Here is a 16,856-nt window from a genome sequence, read left to right on the forward strand (position 1 = left end):
AAAATCCTGTGATTCTCTAAATACGACTTATTTAGTCGTATTTATGATGGAATGCAACTCCTGCCGAGCATTAGGTATCAGAAGTGAGAGGGGGAATATGCCCTTTTAACAGGCCGCGCTGGTCGATCAGCTTGGCGGTTTCCCCTTCGGCCACCCGCAACTTGGTCGGCGTGGTGCCCGCAAAAAACTTTATCTCGCGAATCATGTGAGACTGATCGTAAAATGCGTCCTCGAGGGCCAGCAGTTCATCTTCATTTTGTTCGGCATAGGCCCGTGCAGCGCGCAAGGCGCGATACTTACGCGCAAGATATTTGGGTGCCATGCCATAGAGCTTGTTGACTGTCCGCAATACTTGTCGGGAGCTCTGATCCGATCGCTCCATCAGCGCGCTGACCGGAGGAGATGGTTCGGATGACAACCAATCATCAACCATATGGGTAAATTGCTGTACCTCCGGTTTGACGCGGTGCCGCAGATCCCGAAAAATCCGGTCGGCCCAGGCGGTCATCCCGTCCGCATCATCACAGCCGCGCAACAGTTCCAGGCTTTTGTCAATTTCATTGGTGAAAATTTTCCCTGCCGGCACCGCTTTATCAGCGAAATCTGCCGCAGATTTCTTGGTCAGCGCTGCCCAGCCCGCGGGCAAAAGGCCGACGCCAAACATCCGAAAAGGCCCTTTCACATCAAAATGCATGGCACCAGTGGATGGGCCGACCAACATGCTATCCTTAGCCGGATAGGTTTTTCCGTTGGCAAAACCAAGATCGGCTGTGCCTTCCAATAGGAAACGCAACTGTGCAATGGCGGCACGTTCATTGTCCGAAAATCTCGGATGCTCAACTTCAAAAAGATAGTAGACCGAGACCAGGTCCCGAACATCTTCTGCAGGAGCGAAATATCTCAAACTGACCAAAGCGAACCCCTTTTAACCGGCTCGGGGGCAAACCGGCATTCCATTGGTTGCACGCTTATAACCAAAAAAAATAGGAAAAAAAACTGGCCTGGCTAATAAAATAGCCAGGCCATTAAGGAAAAGAAGCCCTTTCTGCGGAATCACCGCAGTCAGAATTCTTAGGGTCGCTTGATTTCCATGCACACAAAACCCTCTGCCGAGATTGGACAAAATCGACATTTTTTTTGTGATTGTTGACAGTTACGGCCAATAACGCAGTAATTTATGTGTCAGCGTGATGCGGCAATCCAGTTATTGACCCGCTCTTCCATGATATTCAGGGGAACCGGGCCGCTGCGCAAAATTACGTCATGGAAATCACCCATGGTAAATTTATCGCCCAGCTCTTTCTGCGATTTGGCGCGCAATTCCATGATTTTGAGCTTGCCGATCATATAGGCCGTCGCTTGACCAGGATAGACAATATACCGCTCTATCGCTTTGCGAATATCACTTTCGGGATTGGGGGTGTTATCGGTCAAATATTTGATCGCTTTTTCGCGGCTCCAGCGTTTGTCATGGATGCCGGTATCAACCACCAGACGACAAGCGCGCCATAGCTCCATGCCAAGACGGCCAAAGTCGGAATAAGGGTCCGTGTAAAAGCCCATATCCTTGCCGAGCTCCTCGGTATAAAGGCCCCAACCTTCCGAATAAGCTGTGACACCGCCAAATTTGCGGAATGCAGGGAGATCACCCAATTCGGTCTGAATCGCCAATTGCAAATGGTGGCCCGGCAGCGCCTCATGATAAGCCAGCGCCTCCAGCTCGGTCTTCGACATGCCTTTCAAATCATAGAGATTGACATAATAAGTGCCCGGCCGTGATCCGTCCGGCGCAGGTCGCTGATAAAAGGCCTTGCCAGCGGATTTTTCACGAAAAGCCTCCACAGGTTTGATGACGAAAGGGGCCTTCGGCAATGTATTGAAGAATTTCGGCAACTCTTTTTCCATCTCCGCCAACTTGGCATTGGCCTCCGCGAGATAATCTTCCCGGCTGGTGTGGAAATATTGATCGCTGGTTCTGAGATGCGTGAAAAAGTCCTGCAAACTCCCTTCAAAACCAACCTTAGCCATGATCTTGCGCATTTCGCCGTGGATACGCGCAACATTGTCGAGGCCGATTTGATGAATCTCATCAGCCGTCAAATCAGTTGTCGTATAGTTTTTCAGACGCTCGGCATAATAAGCCTTTCCATCCTTGAACCGCCAGACACCATCACCATCAACCGCCATTTTCTGTTGACGCTCCATCTCGGCGATGAGTTTCTGATAGGCCGGAGCAAGGCTGCCCGTCAGCGCCTGACGGCCTCTTGTAATCAGATCTGCTTTCTCGGCATCTGGAATGGAAAGCGCATTCACTTTCTTTTTCAAATCAGCGTAAATGGGGGAATCCTCACCCGATTCAAACGGCGCGCCGCTGATGACATTTTTGGCATCATTGATCACATAGGGGAAAACCCAGTCCGGAACGATAACGCCGTCATTTGCGCGCTCTGCCGATTGTGTGACCAGCGATTCAAAAAAAGGTCCCGACGCATTTAGCCGGCCCACATAAGCTTCAGCGTCCGCCTTGTTGGTAACGCGGTGTATATTGATCATGAACGCGGGAATCTGGCTCTGCGCTCCGTTCATCTGATCGAAAATATAGCTGTTCCGGCGAAACGGAAATGCTTCTTTCGAGCGCGCGGCTCGGGCTTGAAACAACCGATAACTGAGTTTGCTGGCGTCGTTGAGCCGACTCTCGTCAAATTCCGCTTCCATCACGACCAACGCTTCCTGGCCGCGCTCATATTGCTCAACCTCGGCGACATCACTTGGATCATCCAACTTGCTATAATCCGCATCCTTGATGCCGCGGAAGGATTTCGAGATTGGCGAGTTGGCTAGCTCAATCTGGTCATAGTCGTCGAAAAAAGCAGACAGGCGCGCATTGACATCACTATCAACATCAACCTGTTGGGCCTGCGTTTCCGGAGGAGTGGCACTCGCGCTAGCAACGGTATCACTTTGCGATGAACAGGCCGCTAGCATGACAGTGGTAGCGAGGAGGACATATTTGGTCATTGCGATTCCCTTTATGGTTATCGCACTGGTATCAGGTCGTTTTCGCGCCGTAAACAATCCACGTAATTTTATTACAAAGTCCCGAAGGCCTATTTGTTCATCCTTCCGTCAACAAGCGTATCGACGACCGTCGGATCTGCGAGCGTGGAAGTATCTCCCAAATTGGCAAAGTCATTTTCGGCAATTTTGCGCAAGATGCGCCGCATGATTTTGCCGGAGCGGGTTTTAGGAAGGCCGGGCGTAAAGTGGAGATGGTCAGGGGTGGCAATGGGACCAATCTCGGTACGAACATGGTTCCTGAGTTCCGCGGCAAACGCATCGCTGGATTCTTCACCAACATTAAGCGTCACATAACAATATATGCCCTGGCCCTTTATGTCGTGCGGATAACCAACCACAGCCGCCTCGGCGACCTTGGGGTGCGAGACCAGCGCACTTTCCACTTCTGCCGTACCCATGCGATGGCCGGAGACATTAATCACATCATCGACTCGGCCGGTAATCCAGTAATAGTCATCATCGTCTCGCCGACAGCCATCACCCGTAAAATATTTGCCCTTGTAGGTCGAAAAATAGGTCTGGATGAAGCGATCATGGTCTCCGTAAACACTACGTGCCTGGCCTGGCCAGCTCGCTGTGATGCACAGATTGCCGACGGTCGCCCCATCCAGCACTGCGCCTTCACCATCAACCAACTGCGGCTGGATACCAAAGAACGGCTTGCCGGCACTGCCCGGCTTCATGCCGTGGGCACCGGGCAATGTCGTGATCATTACGCCACCGGTCTCGGTCTGCCACCAGGTATCGATAATCGGCGACTTGGCTTCGCCCACAACATCATAATACCAGCGCCAGGCTTCCGGGTTTATCGGTTCGCCCACCGTGCCCAGCAAGCGAATGGAAGAACGGTCATGCGCTTTGACCGGCTCGTCGCCTTCGCGCATCAAGGCACGGATTGCCGTTGGCGCAGTATAGAAGATATTGACCTTGTGCTTGGCGACCACTTGCCAAAAACGGCCATGATCGGGATAGTTGGGTACGCCTTCGAACATCACCTCGGTCGCGCCATTTATAAGTGGACCATATACTATGTAGCTATGTCCGGTTACCCAGCCAATATCGGCTGAACACCAGAAGACCTCACCCGGCTTATAGTCAAAAACATAGTGGAAGGTCGTGGCCACCCAGACTGCATAGCCACCAGTGGTATGGAGCACGCCCTTGGGCTTGCCAGTTGAGCCCGAAGTATAGAGAATGAACAGAGGGTCTTCCGCATTCATGGGTTCGCACGGACATGTTGTGGGCACATCCGCTGCAACTTCATGATACCAGTGATCGCGCCCTTCTTTCATCACGATATCACTGCCTGTATGGTTTATCACCAACACCGCATCAACGTCCGTGCCATCCTTCTCGAGCGCCGCATCGACATTGCTCTTCAGGGGCACAGCCTTGCCTCCACGCAGCCCCGCATCAGCGCACACCACAAACTTACTCTCGCAATCTTCAATGCGTCCAGCCAACGCTTCGGGAGAAAAACCGCCAAACACGACCGAGTGGATCGCACCAATGCGGGCGCAAGCCAGCATCGCCACCGCACCCTCGACAATCATCGGCATGTAAATGGTCACCCGGTCGCCTTTCTGTACGCCCAGCTTCTTCAGGGCGCCGGCCATCTTGACCACTTCCGCCAGCAGTTCGGCATAGGTCAGCTTCCGGCTATTGCCAGCAGGATCGTCAGGCTCAAAGATCAACGCCGTGACATCCCCTCGGCCCGCTGCGACATGCCGATCCACTGCATTGTGACAAATGTTCAGCACACCATCTTCAAACCACTTGATCGATACAGGATCGTAAGACCAGTTCGAAATCGTGCTTGGCACCTGCGTCCATTCCAGACGCTCCGCCTGCTTGGACCAAAATCCATCAGGGTCCGACAGGCTTTCAGAGTAGAGAGCCTCATAGTCAGACGAGCTCGCATTGGTGTTGCTGGTCGCCTTGTGATCAGGCTGAATCATATCGCTCATTATCTGCTCTCCTGCGGAATGTTTTGTGATCACTAGCAAGATATCTGAAGCCCTTGAAAGCTATTTTGAGCAATATGATCTAATGGTAGCGATTGCACAGCCAATCATGCTAGCAAAGACCAACAATGAAACGCACTGTGGAGGAGTTGGCATGGCAAGCGCAGCACAAACATCCGGTATTGATAGCGCTTTTGAAATCCATCCGTTGACCCCGGCTATCGGTGCAGAACTCTCCGGCATTAATCTGTCTGAACCCCTGTCAGCCGAAATTATCGCTGACATCCGGCAAACTCTTCTCGACAATAAGGTCATTTTCTTTCGTGACCAGAATCTCAATCGGGAACAGCTGCTGCATTTTGCTAAAAGTTTTGGGGCCCTGGAAATCCATCCCGCCACACCAAAGGATCAACCCAATCCGGAAATTTTGCGCATTGAACATGGCGCAAAAAGCAAGGGCCAGGAAAATATGTGGCACAGTGATGTCACCTGGCGTACCAAACCATCGCTGGGATCGGTATTGAGCGCTCTCGAAATACCGCCAGTTGGCGGGGATACGCTATTCGCCAATATGAACCTCGCTTATGAAAAACTACCGCAAGATGTCCGCGAACATATTACCGGCATGACGGCGGTGCATGATATTGCCAGAGTGTTCGCCAAGCGCCTCAACAAAAAACCGGAAGAGCTGCATGATCAATATCCACCACAGGAACATCCCGTGGTGCGCACCCATCCGGAAACCGGATTGCGAAGTCTTTATGTCAACAGTGCCTTTACCAGCCATATTGTAGGCATGGATGCAGATGACAGCCAAGAACTGCTAAAAAAACTCTATGCGACAGCCGCCAATCCCGAGATTCAGTGCCGATTCAAATGGACCAAAGGCGCCATCGCATTTTGGGACAACCGCGCGTCGCAGCATTTTGCTGCATCCGATTATTTCCCGGCCCGCCGCGTCATGGAGCGCGCCACAATCGCCGGCGATCGGCCTTATTTTTCTGCTGATCACTAGCGACAAACCGGCCTGCCCTGGCGTGCCGTTGCGATGACGCTACGGAATCGGTCTGATAAAATGGCTAGTCACGTAACCCTTGCGCGATGACCCCATGACCGATAGTTTTCCCACCACAGGATGAGGGAAACTATGATGCGCAAAGCACTTTTACTCGCGGTCTGCTCAGCAGCATTGGCCATTTCAGGATGCAGCCAAGACGGTGGATCCGGTGGCTCGGATGCCGACGTCACCAACACCGAATATCCCGAACAGGTATTCTGGGGCGACACCCATCTCCACACCGACAACAGTATTGACGCATTTGGATTTGGCAACCGGCTCGATGCCGAGGCAGCGTTGCGCTTCGCCAAAGGCGAGGAGGTGACTGCAACCAAGGGCGAAAAGGCCAAGCTCTCCCGCCCTCTCGACTTTCTGGTTATCGCGGACCATAGCGATGCCGTGGGTGCGACCAAGGCGCTTTATGAAGCGCCGCGCATTGCACTTTTAGGCAATGATTTCTTGCTCCGCTGGTATGATATGATGCACGAAAGCGACGAAGGTTCACTGGCGGTCACGGCTGAACTCATCGACGGCGCAGCTGCTGGAACCTTGCCCGAAGGTCTTTTCGACCCGGAAGAATCCGCGGATCGGATCACATCGTTGTGGACAGAACATGGCGAGACGCTGGATGAGTATAACGAGCCCGGCAAGTTTACCGCTTTTCATGGCTTTGAATATACGCCCATGCCCGGCGGAGATAATCTGCATCGCGTGGTTATGTTCCGTGACGGTGCCGACAAGACTAGCACCATGCTTCCCTTCGCCAGCTTTGACGCCGGCGATCCGGAACAGCTTTGGGCCTATATGGCGGCCTATGAAAAAAGCACGGGCGGAAAAGTCCTCGCGATCCCGCATAACAGCAATGTGTCGAACGGCCGCATGTTTGCGATGAACAAGCTGGACGGCAGTCCAATCGATGAAGCCTATATTAAAACGCGCGCTCTGCGCGAGCCAATTGTCGAGGTCACCCAGATTAAGGGCGACAGTGAAAGCCATCCATTCCTCTCTCCCAATGATGAATTTGCCAATTATGGCGATGCCGGCTGGGACAAATGCAATCTGAGCTGCGGCAAGGATATGCCTCCGGAAAGCTACGGCGGCAGCTATGCTCGTGAAGCCTTGAAGCGCGGCCTGGAATTCACACAGAAAATGGGCGCTAATCCATTCAAGTTTGGCATGATCGGTTCAACCGACAGCCATACCTCGCTGGCCACAGCCGACGAGGATAATTTTTACGGCAAGCACAGCGGCAACGAGATCAACAATAAAGACCGCGCAATGGCGCCGCAAAATCTGGGCACACGCAGAGGCCGGTTTGGCTGGCACTATCTGTCGAGTGGCTATGCAGCGGTCTGGGCAACCAGTAACACGCGTGAAGCGATTTTTGATGCGATGATGCGCCGCGAAGTTTATGCAACAACTGGTCCGCGTATGCAGGTGCGTTTCTTTGGCGGTTTTGACTTTGCCGAAGGCGACACCGGTGATCTGGTCAAAACCGGCTATGCCAAGGGCGTCCCGATGGGAGGCGATCTCACGGGTGGAGACGGGAAGGTCCCCAGCTTCCTCATTTCTGCTCTGATGGACCCTGAAAGCGCCAATCTTGACCGGATTCAGGTGGTCAAAGGATGGATCGACGCCAGCGGGGAATCCCAGGAGAAAATCTACAATGTCAGCTGGAGCAGCCCTGATGACCGCACGGTGGGCGCAGACGGAAAGCTGACCACGGTCGGCAATACTGTGGATCTGACCAAGGGCACCTGGGAAAATAGTATCGGCGCACCGGAGCTCATCACATGGTGGCAAGATCCCGATTTCGATGCGCAGCAAAATGCATTTTACTATGTGCGTGTGCTCGAGATACCAACGCCAACATGGCCGGTTTATGATGCGTTAAAATTCGGCCTCACACTGCCGGACGATGTCATAAAAATCCAGCAGGAACGGGCCTATTCGTCGCCGATCTGGTACACACCTAGCGCTTCAACAAGTTGACAATATGGTTGCGCGACCTGCGCGGCAAATCAGGAGTATCATGCAGAGATGAAATTGCTGAAAGAGCCTCTGGTCCATTTTCTGGGCGGGGCATTGCTGGTTTTTGCATTTTTCTGGGCCACGGGATCGAATCGCGATCCGGCCGATTATGAGATCACCATCAGTGAGACCGATATCAAGCGGATAAAAGCGGGCTGGGTGCAAAATTTCCGGCGCGCACCCACTCAGTCTGAACTGGATGGGTTGATCGATCGGGAAATCAGGGAAGAAATCTATTATCGCGAGGCCTTGCGACTTGGACTTGATCGCAATGATCCCGTTATCCGTCGCCGCTTGTTCACAAAAATGCGGTTCCTCGACAATGAGGAGATGCTGACCACGGAGCCAACCGATGCGGTTTTGCAGAAATGGCTGGATGAACATCCGAAAAAATATGCGCAGTCTTCGCTCTACGATCTGGAACAAATTTATCTTGGGCAACCTGGCATGCGCGATGATGCACGTATCGCCCAGCTGGTAGACGATTTGAACCAAGGCATAGTTCAACCTGACGATGCTGGGCGACCGATTTCGCTACCCGGTCAACTGCGCGGAGCCGACACTGCAGATATATCCCGTCAGTTTGGTGAGAAATTCGCAAGTTCCCTGACCGGTCTGGAAACCGATAGCTGGCAAGGACCTGTCCTATCGGGATTCGGCCTGCACCTGGTCAAGATCACTGACAAGAAGCCAGGTAAAGCAGCCAGCCTTGAAGATGTTCGCCAACGCGTCACCAATGACTGGCGTGCGGCGCAAACTGAGACCCAGGAAAAGGCCAGATTGAACAGATATCAAGAGCAATATGATGTGACGGTTGTCGGGCGCCGATGACATGTCGCCCATGAAGTTTTGTCTCTCTGCTCTGGCGCTTGTAATCTGCACACTAGTCTCTGTTTCGCCGGCCAGCGCTGATGAACTGCGTCCAGCCTATGTCGAACTGACCCAGCAATCTGAAAACGATTGGCATCTGTTGTGGAAAGCATCTGAGCGATCGCGGCTGGGCCGATCGGGCGAGATAATTTTGCCCGGCAATTGCGCTCAAATCGGTGAAACGGAAAAGAGATTTGCGGCAACCAATGTCATCACCACCCTATCCCTCAAATGCACGGGGTCGATAGCCGGTGAGACTGTTGGATTAAAAGGCCTGGAACTCAGCACCACCGATGCTCTGGTGAGGATCGCACCGATTGGCGAGGAAACACAAACCCTTCGACTAACACCCAAGGCCCCCGTCGCAACAATCGCACAAAAAGATGAAATTGCTAATGTCGCGTGGACCTATACCATCATCGGTATCGAGCATATCGTACTCGGCTTTGACCATCTTCTGTTCGTCCTGGCACTTGTCCTTTTACTGAAAGGCGGATGGCTCGTTGCAAAAACAGTTACCGCCTTCACCATCGCGCACAGCATAACCCTAATCGGCTCCACGCTCGGCTACCTGTCCCTGCCCTCGCAGCCAGTTGAAGCGATCATTGCCTTGTCGATTGTTTTTCTGGCGGTCGAGATTGTCAAAGCACAACGCAATCATGATATCCACGGACCCCGCCTGTCAGAACGTTTCCCGTGGATCGTCGCTTTTCTGTTCGGGCTGCTGCACGGGTTCGGGTTTGCAGGAGCCCTGGCCGAAATCGGACTGCCACAGGATGATGTCCCGATGGCATTGCTGACTTTCAATCTGGGTGTCGAAATTGGTCAGTTGATCATCGTCGCAATCGCCTTTGCGCTCCTCCGATTAATCCGCCACTTTCAGCGGTCATGGTTACAGCCGGTCAAGACAGCAACCTCTTATGCCATTGGCATCATCGCCACCTATTGGTTCATCGAACGCATGGTCGCTTGATACAGTTTAGCGGCGATCAATCTCCAATTGTGCCAAACGCAACTGAATTTTCTTCATTTCACCCAGCAGGCTCAATGTGCTCATTCGATCGAACAACCACATTTTCAGCAAACCAAGCGCAATAAATGCAATCACGCAGCCAGCCGACCACAAGACAGTATCACGCAACGCCTGCGCCTCGATGGCCTGCCACCCACAGAAAACAGCCAACAAGAAGAAGGCAAAGGCGTACACACCCGCCAGATAGGTCCAGAAACGCATCGGTCCCTGAAAAGTTGCGCCCAACTGGTCGAAAAGGCCGCGACCATTTTCCAGGTCTTGCAAAAAGGCCTTGTCATCGGCGCTAAGGCTGGCGCCCAGATCGTCATCAAATTTTGTCATCATATATTCTCCTTATTCGTCACTATCTTCGCTCAATGCCATCTTGAGATGGCGGCGGGCATGGAAAAGGCGTGATTTTGCTGTGCCCAAAGCCGTTCCGGTCGCTGTCGCGATTTCCGCCAAGGTCAAACCTTCACTGAAATAGAGCGTTGCAACAAACCGATGATCGTCACTAAGTCGGCCAAAGGCCTGATCGATTGAAACCCTGTTCTCAGCAGACGGTGGCAGCGATATCTCGGCATCAGTGACATCGCTATCGTAAGTGCCTCGATACTTCTGAACCTTACGAATCCGGTCAGCGCATTTGCGATGTAATATCTTATAGGCCCAGGCGGGAAACCGTGATGGATCACGAAGGCCGATCCAGCCTCTGCAAATACCGCTCCATGCTTCCTGCACGGCGACCCGCGCCTGTTCTTCATCGCGCAATAGCCGATAGGCTGTCCGCATCAAACGGGGATGCCATCGCGCTGCCAATCGCTCGCCCGCACGCCGATCTCCGGCCTGAATCCGGGTCAGCAACAACTCGTCATAAATTCGATCGGTATCGCTGTAGCGCATAGACATCCCAATGGCCTTTACTCCTATAGTCGGAGCAAAGCGCCAAAAGGTTCAACTGAGCGAAAATTTTTTGCGCTATTGCGCTGTATAACCACCGTCGACAACAAATTCGGCACCGGTTACATAGGTCGATTCATCCGATGCTAGAAATAATACGCAATTCGCAATGTCTCTCGGCTCGCCCAACCTGCCCGCCGGGATCGCTGCCTCTATCGCTTGGTAATTATCCGAATTTGTATCTGCACCAGCGCTTTGCATATTGGTGCGGATGATGCCCGGGTGAACGGTATTGACCCGAATATTCTCTGCCGCCACTTCCAGCGCCACCGATTTGCTGAACAGCTTCACGGCACCTTTTGATGCAGCATAGCTGGCGCTGCCGCGAAAACCGACCAGTCCGGCAACCGAAGACAGATTGATAATCGATCCTCCACCGGATTGACGCATTGCCGCAACAGCCGCTTGCGTTCCCATGAAGCTGCCTTCGACATTCACTTCAAACTGCCGACGAAGCGCGGGTATGGCATTGTCACTGTGAATGGCAGCAACATCCAGGATACCGGCATTATTGACCAGCACATCCAGTCGTCCATGCTCGGCCAGTACAGCCGCCGTCACTTTTTCCCAATCCTGCTGCGATGTAACATCCTGCTTGACTGCCGTTACAATGCCTCCTTTTTCGCGGATCAACGATGCGGTTTCTTCAACGCCGGGATGATCGACATCGCTGAGCACAATGATCGCATCTTCTTCGGCCAGCCGCTCCGCGATGGCAGCACCAATGCCCGGCCGAGACGCGCCGCCTGTGACCAGCGCTACCTTGCCTTCCAATCGTTTGGTCATTTACTTCAGCCTGCTGGCGGTCTGTGGGCGCTATCCGACCAGTCCTGCCGCGCGGCCCATTGTTCGAGCGTTTCAAACTCTACCTCGGGCAGGCGTTGTTGCACGAAATCGGTATTGACCCAGAATGGCTTGGTCTCTGCCTTGTTGTTATATTCGTAGAAGGCAGCAATGCCGGCAGACATGGTTTCACGATTTTCTTCCGGAACGTCGTCACCGAATGCGCCGACTAGCAGGTCACCAAATTCTGTCGGTGTGCAAGGATCATATTTGATCTCACGGCCGAAAACTTTCGACAATATCTCGGCCACCTGCGGCGGTTTGATGCGTTGCGGTCCGCCGATGTTCAGCCATGATCCTTCAAAGTCAGGGCGGTCCATAGCGGCGACCATACATTTGCCGACATCATCCAGACTGATCCAGTTGGCTTCCAGATGCGCCTCATGCGGATAGACATATCGGCTTTCGTCGACGATGAACGGCCGCGCCCAGTTGGTCAGGAGATTGTCCATGAAAAGGACTGATCCGAATACCGTCGCCGGCACACCCGAGCGGAAGATCGAGTTTACCGCGATTGTGTTATTGCCATATGTAAATGGATCGCCCGGGCGCTCCGGGATCCAGCTCGAAGTGTTCCAGATAAAGCGCTTTCCGCCCGCTTTTTGAACCGCTTCAGCAACCCGCCCGGTCAGCGTTGCCCGATCTTCCCTCGCTTGCAGCGGATGGGTATAGAATACCGCGTCAGAACCTTCAAAAGCCGGTACCCAGGTATCCTCATCATAAAGATCGAAAATCCGCGCTTCATCGGCAACATTGCTGCCGCCCAGATCAGGGGTTTCGCTGCGGGACAATGCCCGCACCTTGTGGCCCGTTGCGCCCAACTGCCTGATTTGTGCCAAACCTTGACGCCCGGTTGCGCCGACCACTGATACCAATGCCATCTCGAATCCTCCTTTATATTTGGAAAGGAGGCTAATCGCACAGGCACTAGTGCCCAATGCTCCATTTTATCAGGGCATTTTTGTTAGGAGGCTTGCTCGTTCAGCATCTTCTGCCAGCGCTGCATACCGGTAATCCAACGCTCCGGATCGCTGCCCTTTTGCTTGATATAGTCAGCCACTTGCGGGTGCGGCATTATCAAGAAGCGTTCTTCTTCAATGGCTTCCAGCGTGATCTGCGCCACCGCTTCGGCGGACAGCATGCCGTCTTTCGCCACGGTCGAGGTGTCAATATCCGCCGTCATCGCAGTTGCTACGCCTTGCGGACACAGTACCGAGACCTTCAGTCCATCGTCGCCATGGGTTATTGCCAGCCACTCAGCAAAACTGACGGCCGCATGTTTGGTAACCGAATAGGGAGCAGAACCGATTTGGGCCAGAAGCCCAGCCGCAGAGGCCGTGCTCAAGATGTACCCACCACCACGCGCCAACATTTTTGGAACCAAAATGCGGGCAGCACGTATGTGCGCGAGGACGTTAATATCCCATATTTTCTGCCAGCCGTCGTCAGCGACTTCGACACCGCCTTCCATGATGATGCCAGCGTTGGAGACAAAAAGGTCGATGGGGCCGATGTCATTCTCCACGGTCTCGATCAGGGACGCAATGTCGGCCTCGGAAGAGACATCGGTCTGTATTGCCGTTCCGCCAATGTCCGCTGCTACTGTCTGTGCACCGGCCAGATCCCGGTCTGCACATATGACATGCTTCGCGCCCACTTCTGAGAAGCGCCGCGCCATCGCTGCGCCAATGCCGCTCGCAGCACCCGTGATCACGATGATTTTGTCTTTGAGATTCATGAATATAATGTCCTGTTCAATCTATTTTGAAGGACGTTAGGCGAAGGTTTCTCAAATAGACAGGCTGTGATTATCTTTTGTGATCAATCCTTTTCGACAATCTGCCAGGCGGTTGCGCTGTCATAGACGAAGCGCTCTTGCAAGATGTGGTCGGCAGACCAGATCTGGTGTGTGATTTCATGTAGCCGGCGCGTCACACCATTTTTATCGGTGGCATCGAACGTCCAGACGATCACCACATTATCGCCATCGACCAGTATCGTTTCCGGGGGATGAGTCTTCATCTCCTGAAGATTGGCAAGCGCTCGCTTCTCATGCGCGACGAGATTTTCTCGGCTACGGCGCGGTGGCGCCAGATTTTCCTGCATAGAGGCGTCGGCATGATAAAAATCTTCAATTGCCTTGGCGTGGTCACCATGGACAACGGCATCTACAAATTGTTCAACACGCTTGCGGCTGGGCATTGCATTTCTCTCCTCTCATTCCAAATTTTCGCTATTCATCGAGAGCGGCCAGTATCTTTCCGAGGCTCCCTGCCAATTTTTTAATCTCGTCGGTCGAGAGACTTTCATCGATAAGCGCATTAATCTCGCCAAATGGAGCGCTGATATCGCTAAGCGCAGTCGATCCTTTTGGCGTAACCGCCAGTTCCCAAGCCCTGCCGTCGGAGGCTGATCGCTTTCTGCTAATATAGTCAGCAGCCAATAGACGGTTTGCCATAGTCATGACTGCACTTTCCCGTTGAGAAAGCTTGTCCGCCACAAAGCGCTGGGTCACGGGTCCGTTCTTGGCAATGATGGATAACGCAGCTGCTTGCGCCGTCGTCAGTCCCGCCGTTTGCTTGAGCGCAGCGTCTGTACTTTTTTTCAAGCGATGCGCAACGCGCTGCAGCATGAAATAGAGACGATGTTCCGACGCCGACATGCAAGGTCCTTCGATATTGACAATCCTATTGATATGCAATTACTACATATGTGTAGTATTATTACAAGAGGAGATTGAAATGGGCGCGATAGATGTCTGGTCGCAGATGACAACCGAGCGCATGGCCAAAGCCCCCTGGCTGGAAACCTTGTTGAGATGGACAGGTCAGGCAGGCGATCCCTTGACACCCACCACGCAATCAACTTTGCAGGCGATGGATGCGGTGGCGGTAGATATTTCCCTGTTGTCGGCATGGCATGGTCCGCAAGGGTCACTGATCAGCAATGAAGAAGTGAATGATCAAATCGATAGCGCGCCAGATCGATTCCGCGGGCTTGCAACAGTTGACCTCAGCAATCCGATGCAGGCGGTCCGGGAAATTCGCAAATGGGTGGATGGAGAAAAATTTGTCGGCGTACGTGTGGTTCCCTGGCTCTGGGATCTTCCGCCCAATGATCGCCGATACTATCCGGTTTATGCCGCCTGTGTCGATCTTGGCGTCCCGTTTTGCACGCAAATCGGGCACACCGGACCTCTGCTGCGCTCAGAAACAGGTCGTCCCATCCCTTATCTCGAAGATGTCCTGCTGGACTTTCCAGAACTGGTCGTTGTAGCCGGCCATGTCGGGTTTCCGTGGATTGACGAACTGATTTCCCTAACCATCAAGTTTCCCAATTTCCATGTCGACACATCAGCATATGCCGTTCACCGTCTTCCGACCGACTTTGTGAACTACATGAAGGGAATCGGATCCAAGCGGGTGATGTTTGGAACAAACTGGCCGATGTTGTCTCCACAGCAATGTCTGCATCACTTGGATCAGCTAGACCTTACACCAGAACAGGAGGACGCCTTTCTGTTTGGCAATGCCAGCCGGGCCTTCAATCTCTAGCCGCTAAGTTCTGCGATAGCTGCGGACTAGAGATTCAAAGACTTGCGAATGCTGTCCGTATCCGACGTTGTGTCTATGGCACCATCTTCTACTGCACAGCGAGAGCGGAAATCTCAGCCCGCGACAAAACTATATTCTCCGCCTTTTTCAAGGCCTCGCTGATAGGCCGGGCGGGCTTGCAGCCACTTAACAAATGCGGCCAGCTTGGGATGCGTTTTTGCACGACCTTGAGCAATCGCTACCTCGGCGGGAAAGCTCAGCATGAAATCAGCGGCACTCAGTTTATCACCGAGGAAATGGCCGGACGGACTGAGTTCATTTTCCATAAAGTCGAAATGGCTGGTCAGCTGTTCATTGATCCGCGGCATCAGCGGCGCGCCAGCTTCTTCCAACCGGCCGACATAGAGGTTCAGCAAAATCGGTGTCATCGCCGATCCCTCGGCAAAATGTATAAGCTCAAGATGGCGGATGTAATCGTCCGTCCCGCGCTCCGGTACATATTGGTCGCCTCCATGATGCGCGCAGATATGCTCAACAATGGCGCCGGATTCGATGATCATCCGTCCGTCATCCTCAATCATCGGCGACTTGCCGAGAGGGTGCAGCGCGGTCAGACTCGGCGGTGCCTGATTGGTAACAGCATCGCGTTGATGATGGCGAATTTCATAGGGGCGGCCAATTTCTTCAAGCAGCCATAATATCCGCTGCGACCGGCTATTGTTGAGATGGTGGACGATCAATGTCATTTTTGGCTCTCCGGGAAATATGGGTTTAACATGTTTGAAACAGCGGCTACTTATCTCCCTGCATAATGCTAATGCGATAATATCCTAGGATTTATTCGCGGTGGCGTTGTCCAAGGCTGCCGGAGAATGTGATCAATATGACGCTAGAAACACCTATCGCAAAAACCTACATCACCGCAGACGCCTTATTGTCGGACAGCTTTCGATTGGGCATGCAGATATTGAAGAGCGATTTTTCTCCGACTCATATAGTTGGAATCTGGCGGGGCGGCGCGCCGGTTGGCATTGCGGTGCAAGAAATATTGGAATTTCACGGTGTCTCGACCGACCATATCGCGATTAGAACTTCCTCTTATTCCGGGATTGATAAACAGGAACGGTCCGTTCGGGTTTTTGCGCTCGGCTATCTGGTGGATACGCTCAATCCCGAAGATAATCTGCTCATTGTGGACGATGTGTTTGACAGCGGCCGAAGCATCGAAGCTTTCCTCAAGGAACTCAGCGAAAGATGCCGCCATAATATGCCCAAGGACGTTCGGGTTGCCACTGTCTATAGCAAGCCGTCGCGCAACAAGACCGCCTTGCAACCCGATTTCTTCATTCATGAAACTGAAGATTGGCTGATTTTCCCCCATGAACTGGACGGGCTGACCAAAGAAGAAATTTGCGCCAACAAATCTGATGCTTCGATCATTTTTGATGAGGAAGACATCCCCAATCCCATCATCATAAAGAGCTAGA

General features: G+C 52.9%; 17 protein-coding genes. 6 read left to right on the plus strand and 11 right to left on the minus strand.

Annotation, left to right across the window (positions count from 1 at the left end):
* Positions 1-70: 70 nt before the first annotated feature.
* The 3 genes from DG177_RS10745 to acs form a co-directional block, all read right to left on the minus strand.
* The gene (locus tag DG177_RS10745) at positions 71-913 is read right to left on the minus strand and encodes a DUF6597 domain-containing transcriptional factor (protein ID WP_108811473.1); all 843 of its coding nucleotides are present in this window, start codon (positions 911-913) and stop codon (positions 71-73) included.
* 269 nt (positions 914-1,182) lie between these two features.
* Positions 1,183-3,018 (minus strand): DUF885 family protein, encoded by a 1,836-nt coding sequence (locus tag DG177_RS10750; protein WP_108811474.1) that lies wholly within the window; start codon positions 3,016-3,018, stop codon positions 1,183-1,185.
* A gap of 89 nt (positions 3,019-3,107) precedes the next feature.
* The gene (gene acs / locus DG177_RS10755) at positions 3,108-5,045 is read right to left on the minus strand and encodes an acetate--CoA ligase (RefSeq protein ID WP_108811475.1); all 1,938 of its coding nucleotides are present in this window, start codon (positions 5,043-5,045) and stop codon (positions 3,108-3,110) included.
* 25 nt (positions 5,046-5,070) lie between these two features.
* On the opposite strand from acs, the gene DG177_RS10760 reads away from it, so the two are divergent.
* The 4 genes from DG177_RS10760 (at position 5,071) to DG177_RS10775 (ending at position 9,973) form a co-directional block, all read left to right on the plus strand.
* Positions 5,071-6,057 (plus strand): TauD/TfdA dioxygenase family protein, encoded by a 987-nt coding sequence (locus DG177_RS10760; RefSeq protein ID WP_337658736.1) that lies wholly within the window; start codon positions 5,071-5,073, stop codon positions 6,055-6,057.
* A 132-nt stretch (positions 6,058-6,189) separates the two neighbouring features.
* Positions 6,190-8,091, plus strand: coding sequence for a DUF3604 domain-containing protein (locus DG177_RS10765; RefSeq protein ID WP_108811476.1), 1,902 nt, complete (start codon positions 6,190-6,192; stop codon positions 8,089-8,091).
* A 48-nt stretch (positions 8,092-8,139) separates the two neighbouring features.
* Complete coding sequence (locus DG177_RS10770; protein WP_108811477.1) at positions 8,140-8,961, plus strand: peptidyl-prolyl cis-trans isomerase; 822 nt, start codon at positions 8,140-8,142, stop codon at positions 8,959-8,961.
* A 1-nt stretch (position 8,962) separates the two neighbouring features.
* The gene (locus DG177_RS10775; protein ID WP_108811478.1) at positions 8,963-9,973 is read left to right on the plus strand and encodes a HupE/UreJ family protein; all 1,011 of its coding nucleotides are present in this window, start codon (positions 8,963-8,965) and stop codon (positions 9,971-9,973) included.
* 6 nt (positions 9,974-9,979) lie between these two features.
* Here the strand turns inward: DG177_RS10775 and DG177_RS10780 are convergent, their stop codons facing one another.
* From DG177_RS10780 to DG177_RS10810, 7 genes are all read right to left on the minus strand, one after another.
* Entirely contained in the window at positions 9,980-10,357 is a 378-nt protein-coding gene (locus DG177_RS10780) for a DUF6768 family protein (RefSeq protein ID WP_108811479.1), read from the minus strand.
* Positions 10,358-10,366: 9 nt separating this feature from the next.
* Positions 10,367-10,921 (minus strand): sigma-70 family RNA polymerase sigma factor, encoded by a 555-nt coding sequence (locus DG177_RS10785; RefSeq protein ID WP_108811480.1) that lies wholly within the window; start codon positions 10,919-10,921, stop codon positions 10,367-10,369.
* Positions 10,922-10,990: 69 nt separating this feature from the next.
* The gene (locus DG177_RS10790) at positions 10,991-11,758 is read right to left on the minus strand and encodes a glucose 1-dehydrogenase (RefSeq protein WP_108811481.1); all 768 of its coding nucleotides are present in this window, start codon (positions 11,756-11,758) and stop codon (positions 10,991-10,993) included.
* Positions 11,759-11,763: 5 nt separating this feature from the next.
* Positions 11,764-12,696: an NmrA family NAD(P)-binding protein gene (locus DG177_RS10795; protein WP_108811482.1), complete on the minus strand. Its 933-nt coding sequence runs from the start codon at positions 12,694-12,696 to the stop codon at positions 11,764-11,766.
* A gap of 83 nt (positions 12,697-12,779) precedes the next feature.
* Positions 12,780-13,553 (minus strand): SDR family NAD(P)-dependent oxidoreductase, encoded by a 774-nt coding sequence (locus DG177_RS10800; RefSeq protein ID WP_108811483.1) that lies wholly within the window; start codon positions 13,551-13,553, stop codon positions 12,780-12,782.
* A gap of 83 nt (positions 13,554-13,636) precedes the next feature.
* On the minus strand, positions 13,637-14,017 hold the full coding sequence (locus DG177_RS10805) for a nuclear transport factor 2 family protein (protein WP_108811484.1): 381 nt from the start codon (positions 14,015-14,017) through the stop codon (positions 13,637-13,639).
* A 31-nt stretch (positions 14,018-14,048) separates the two neighbouring features.
* The gene (locus DG177_RS10810) at positions 14,049-14,477 is read right to left on the minus strand and encodes a MarR family transcriptional regulator (RefSeq protein ID WP_108811485.1); all 429 of its coding nucleotides are present in this window, start codon (positions 14,475-14,477) and stop codon (positions 14,049-14,051) included.
* Between the two features lie 79 nt (positions 14,478-14,556).
* On the opposite strand from DG177_RS10810, the gene DG177_RS10815 reads away from it, so the two are divergent.
* Positions 14,557-15,369 carry an amidohydrolase family protein gene (locus DG177_RS10815; protein ID WP_108811486.1) on the plus strand — a complete coding sequence of 271 codons (813 nt, stop codon included), beginning with the start codon at positions 14,557-14,559 and terminating at the stop codon, positions 15,367-15,369.
* Positions 15,370-15,482: 113 nt separating this feature from the next.
* Here DG177_RS10815 and DG177_RS10820 read toward each other — a convergent pair whose 3' ends face one another.
* Positions 15,483-16,115 (minus strand): glutathione S-transferase N-terminal domain-containing protein, encoded by a 633-nt coding sequence (locus tag DG177_RS10820; RefSeq protein WP_108811487.1) that lies wholly within the window; start codon positions 16,113-16,115, stop codon positions 15,483-15,485.
* A gap of 137 nt (positions 16,116-16,252) precedes the next feature.
* Between DG177_RS10820 and DG177_RS10825 the strand changes: the two genes are divergently transcribed.
* Entirely contained in the window at positions 16,253-16,855 is a 603-nt protein-coding gene (locus DG177_RS10825) for a phosphoribosyltransferase family protein (RefSeq protein WP_108811488.1), read from the plus strand.
* Position 16,856 lies beyond the last annotated feature (1 nt).

This window comes from Sphingorhabdus sp. Alg231-15 (assembly GCF_900149705.1).
Classification (GTDB): Bacteria; Pseudomonadota; Alphaproteobacteria; order Sphingomonadales; family Sphingomonadaceae; genus Parasphingorhabdus.

What these genes read in the sequence shown, in the direction of transcription:
- DG177_RS10750 (WP_108811474.1), bottom strand. Translation starts at nt 3,018, where the DNA reads ATGACCAAATATGTCCTCCTCGCTACCACTGTCATGCTAGCGGCCTGT.
- acs (WP_108811475.1), bottom strand. Translation starts at nt 5,045, where the DNA reads ATGAGCGATATGATTCAGCCTGATCACAAGGCGACCAGCAACACCAAT.
- DG177_RS10765 (WP_108811476.1), top strand. Translation starts at nt 6,190, where the DNA reads ATGATGCGCAAAGCACTTTTACTCGCGGTCTGCTCAGCAGCATTGGCC.
- DG177_RS10770 (WP_108811477.1), top strand. Translation starts at nt 8,140, where the DNA reads ATGAAATTGCTGAAAGAGCCTCTGGTCCATTTTCTGGGCGGGGCATTG.
- DG177_RS10775 (WP_108811478.1), top strand. Translation starts at nt 8,963, where the DNA reads ATGTCGCCCATGAAGTTTTGTCTCTCTGCTCTGGCGCTTGTAATCTGC.
- DG177_RS10780 (WP_108811479.1), bottom strand. Translation starts at nt 10,357, where the DNA reads ATGATGACAAAATTTGATGACGATCTGGGCGCCAGCCTTAGCGCCGAT.
- DG177_RS10785 (WP_108811480.1), bottom strand. Translation starts at nt 10,921, where the DNA reads ATGTCTATGCGCTACAGCGATACCGATCGAATTTATGACGAGTTGTTG.
- DG177_RS10790 (WP_108811481.1), bottom strand. Translation starts at nt 11,758, where the DNA reads ATGACCAAACGATTGGAAGGCAAGGTAGCGCTGGTCACAGGCGGCGCG.
- DG177_RS10795 (WP_108811482.1), bottom strand. Translation starts at nt 12,696, where the DNA reads ATGGCATTGGTATCAGTGGTCGGCGCAACCGGGCGTCAAGGTTTGGCA.
- DG177_RS10800 (WP_108811483.1), bottom strand. Translation starts at nt 13,553, where the DNA reads ATGAATCTCAAAGACAAAATCATCGTGATCACGGGTGCTGCGAGCGGC.
- DG177_RS10805 (WP_108811484.1), bottom strand. Translation starts at nt 14,017, where the DNA reads ATGCCCAGCCGCAAGCGTGTTGAACAATTTGTAGATGCCGTTGTCCAT.
- DG177_RS10810 (WP_108811485.1), bottom strand. Translation starts at nt 14,477, where the DNA reads ATGTCGGCGTCGGAACATCGTCTCTATTTCATGCTGCAGCGCGTTGCG.
- DG177_RS10815 (WP_108811486.1), top strand. Translation starts at nt 14,557, where the DNA reads ATGGGCGCGATAGATGTCTGGTCGCAGATGACAACCGAGCGCATGGCC.
- DG177_RS10820 (WP_108811487.1), bottom strand. Translation starts at nt 16,115, where the DNA reads ATGACATTGATCGTCCACCATCTCAACAATAGCCGGTCGCAGCGGATA.
- DG177_RS10825 (WP_108811488.1), top strand. Translation starts at nt 16,253, where the DNA reads ATGACGCTAGAAACACCTATCGCAAAAACCTACATCACCGCAGACGCC.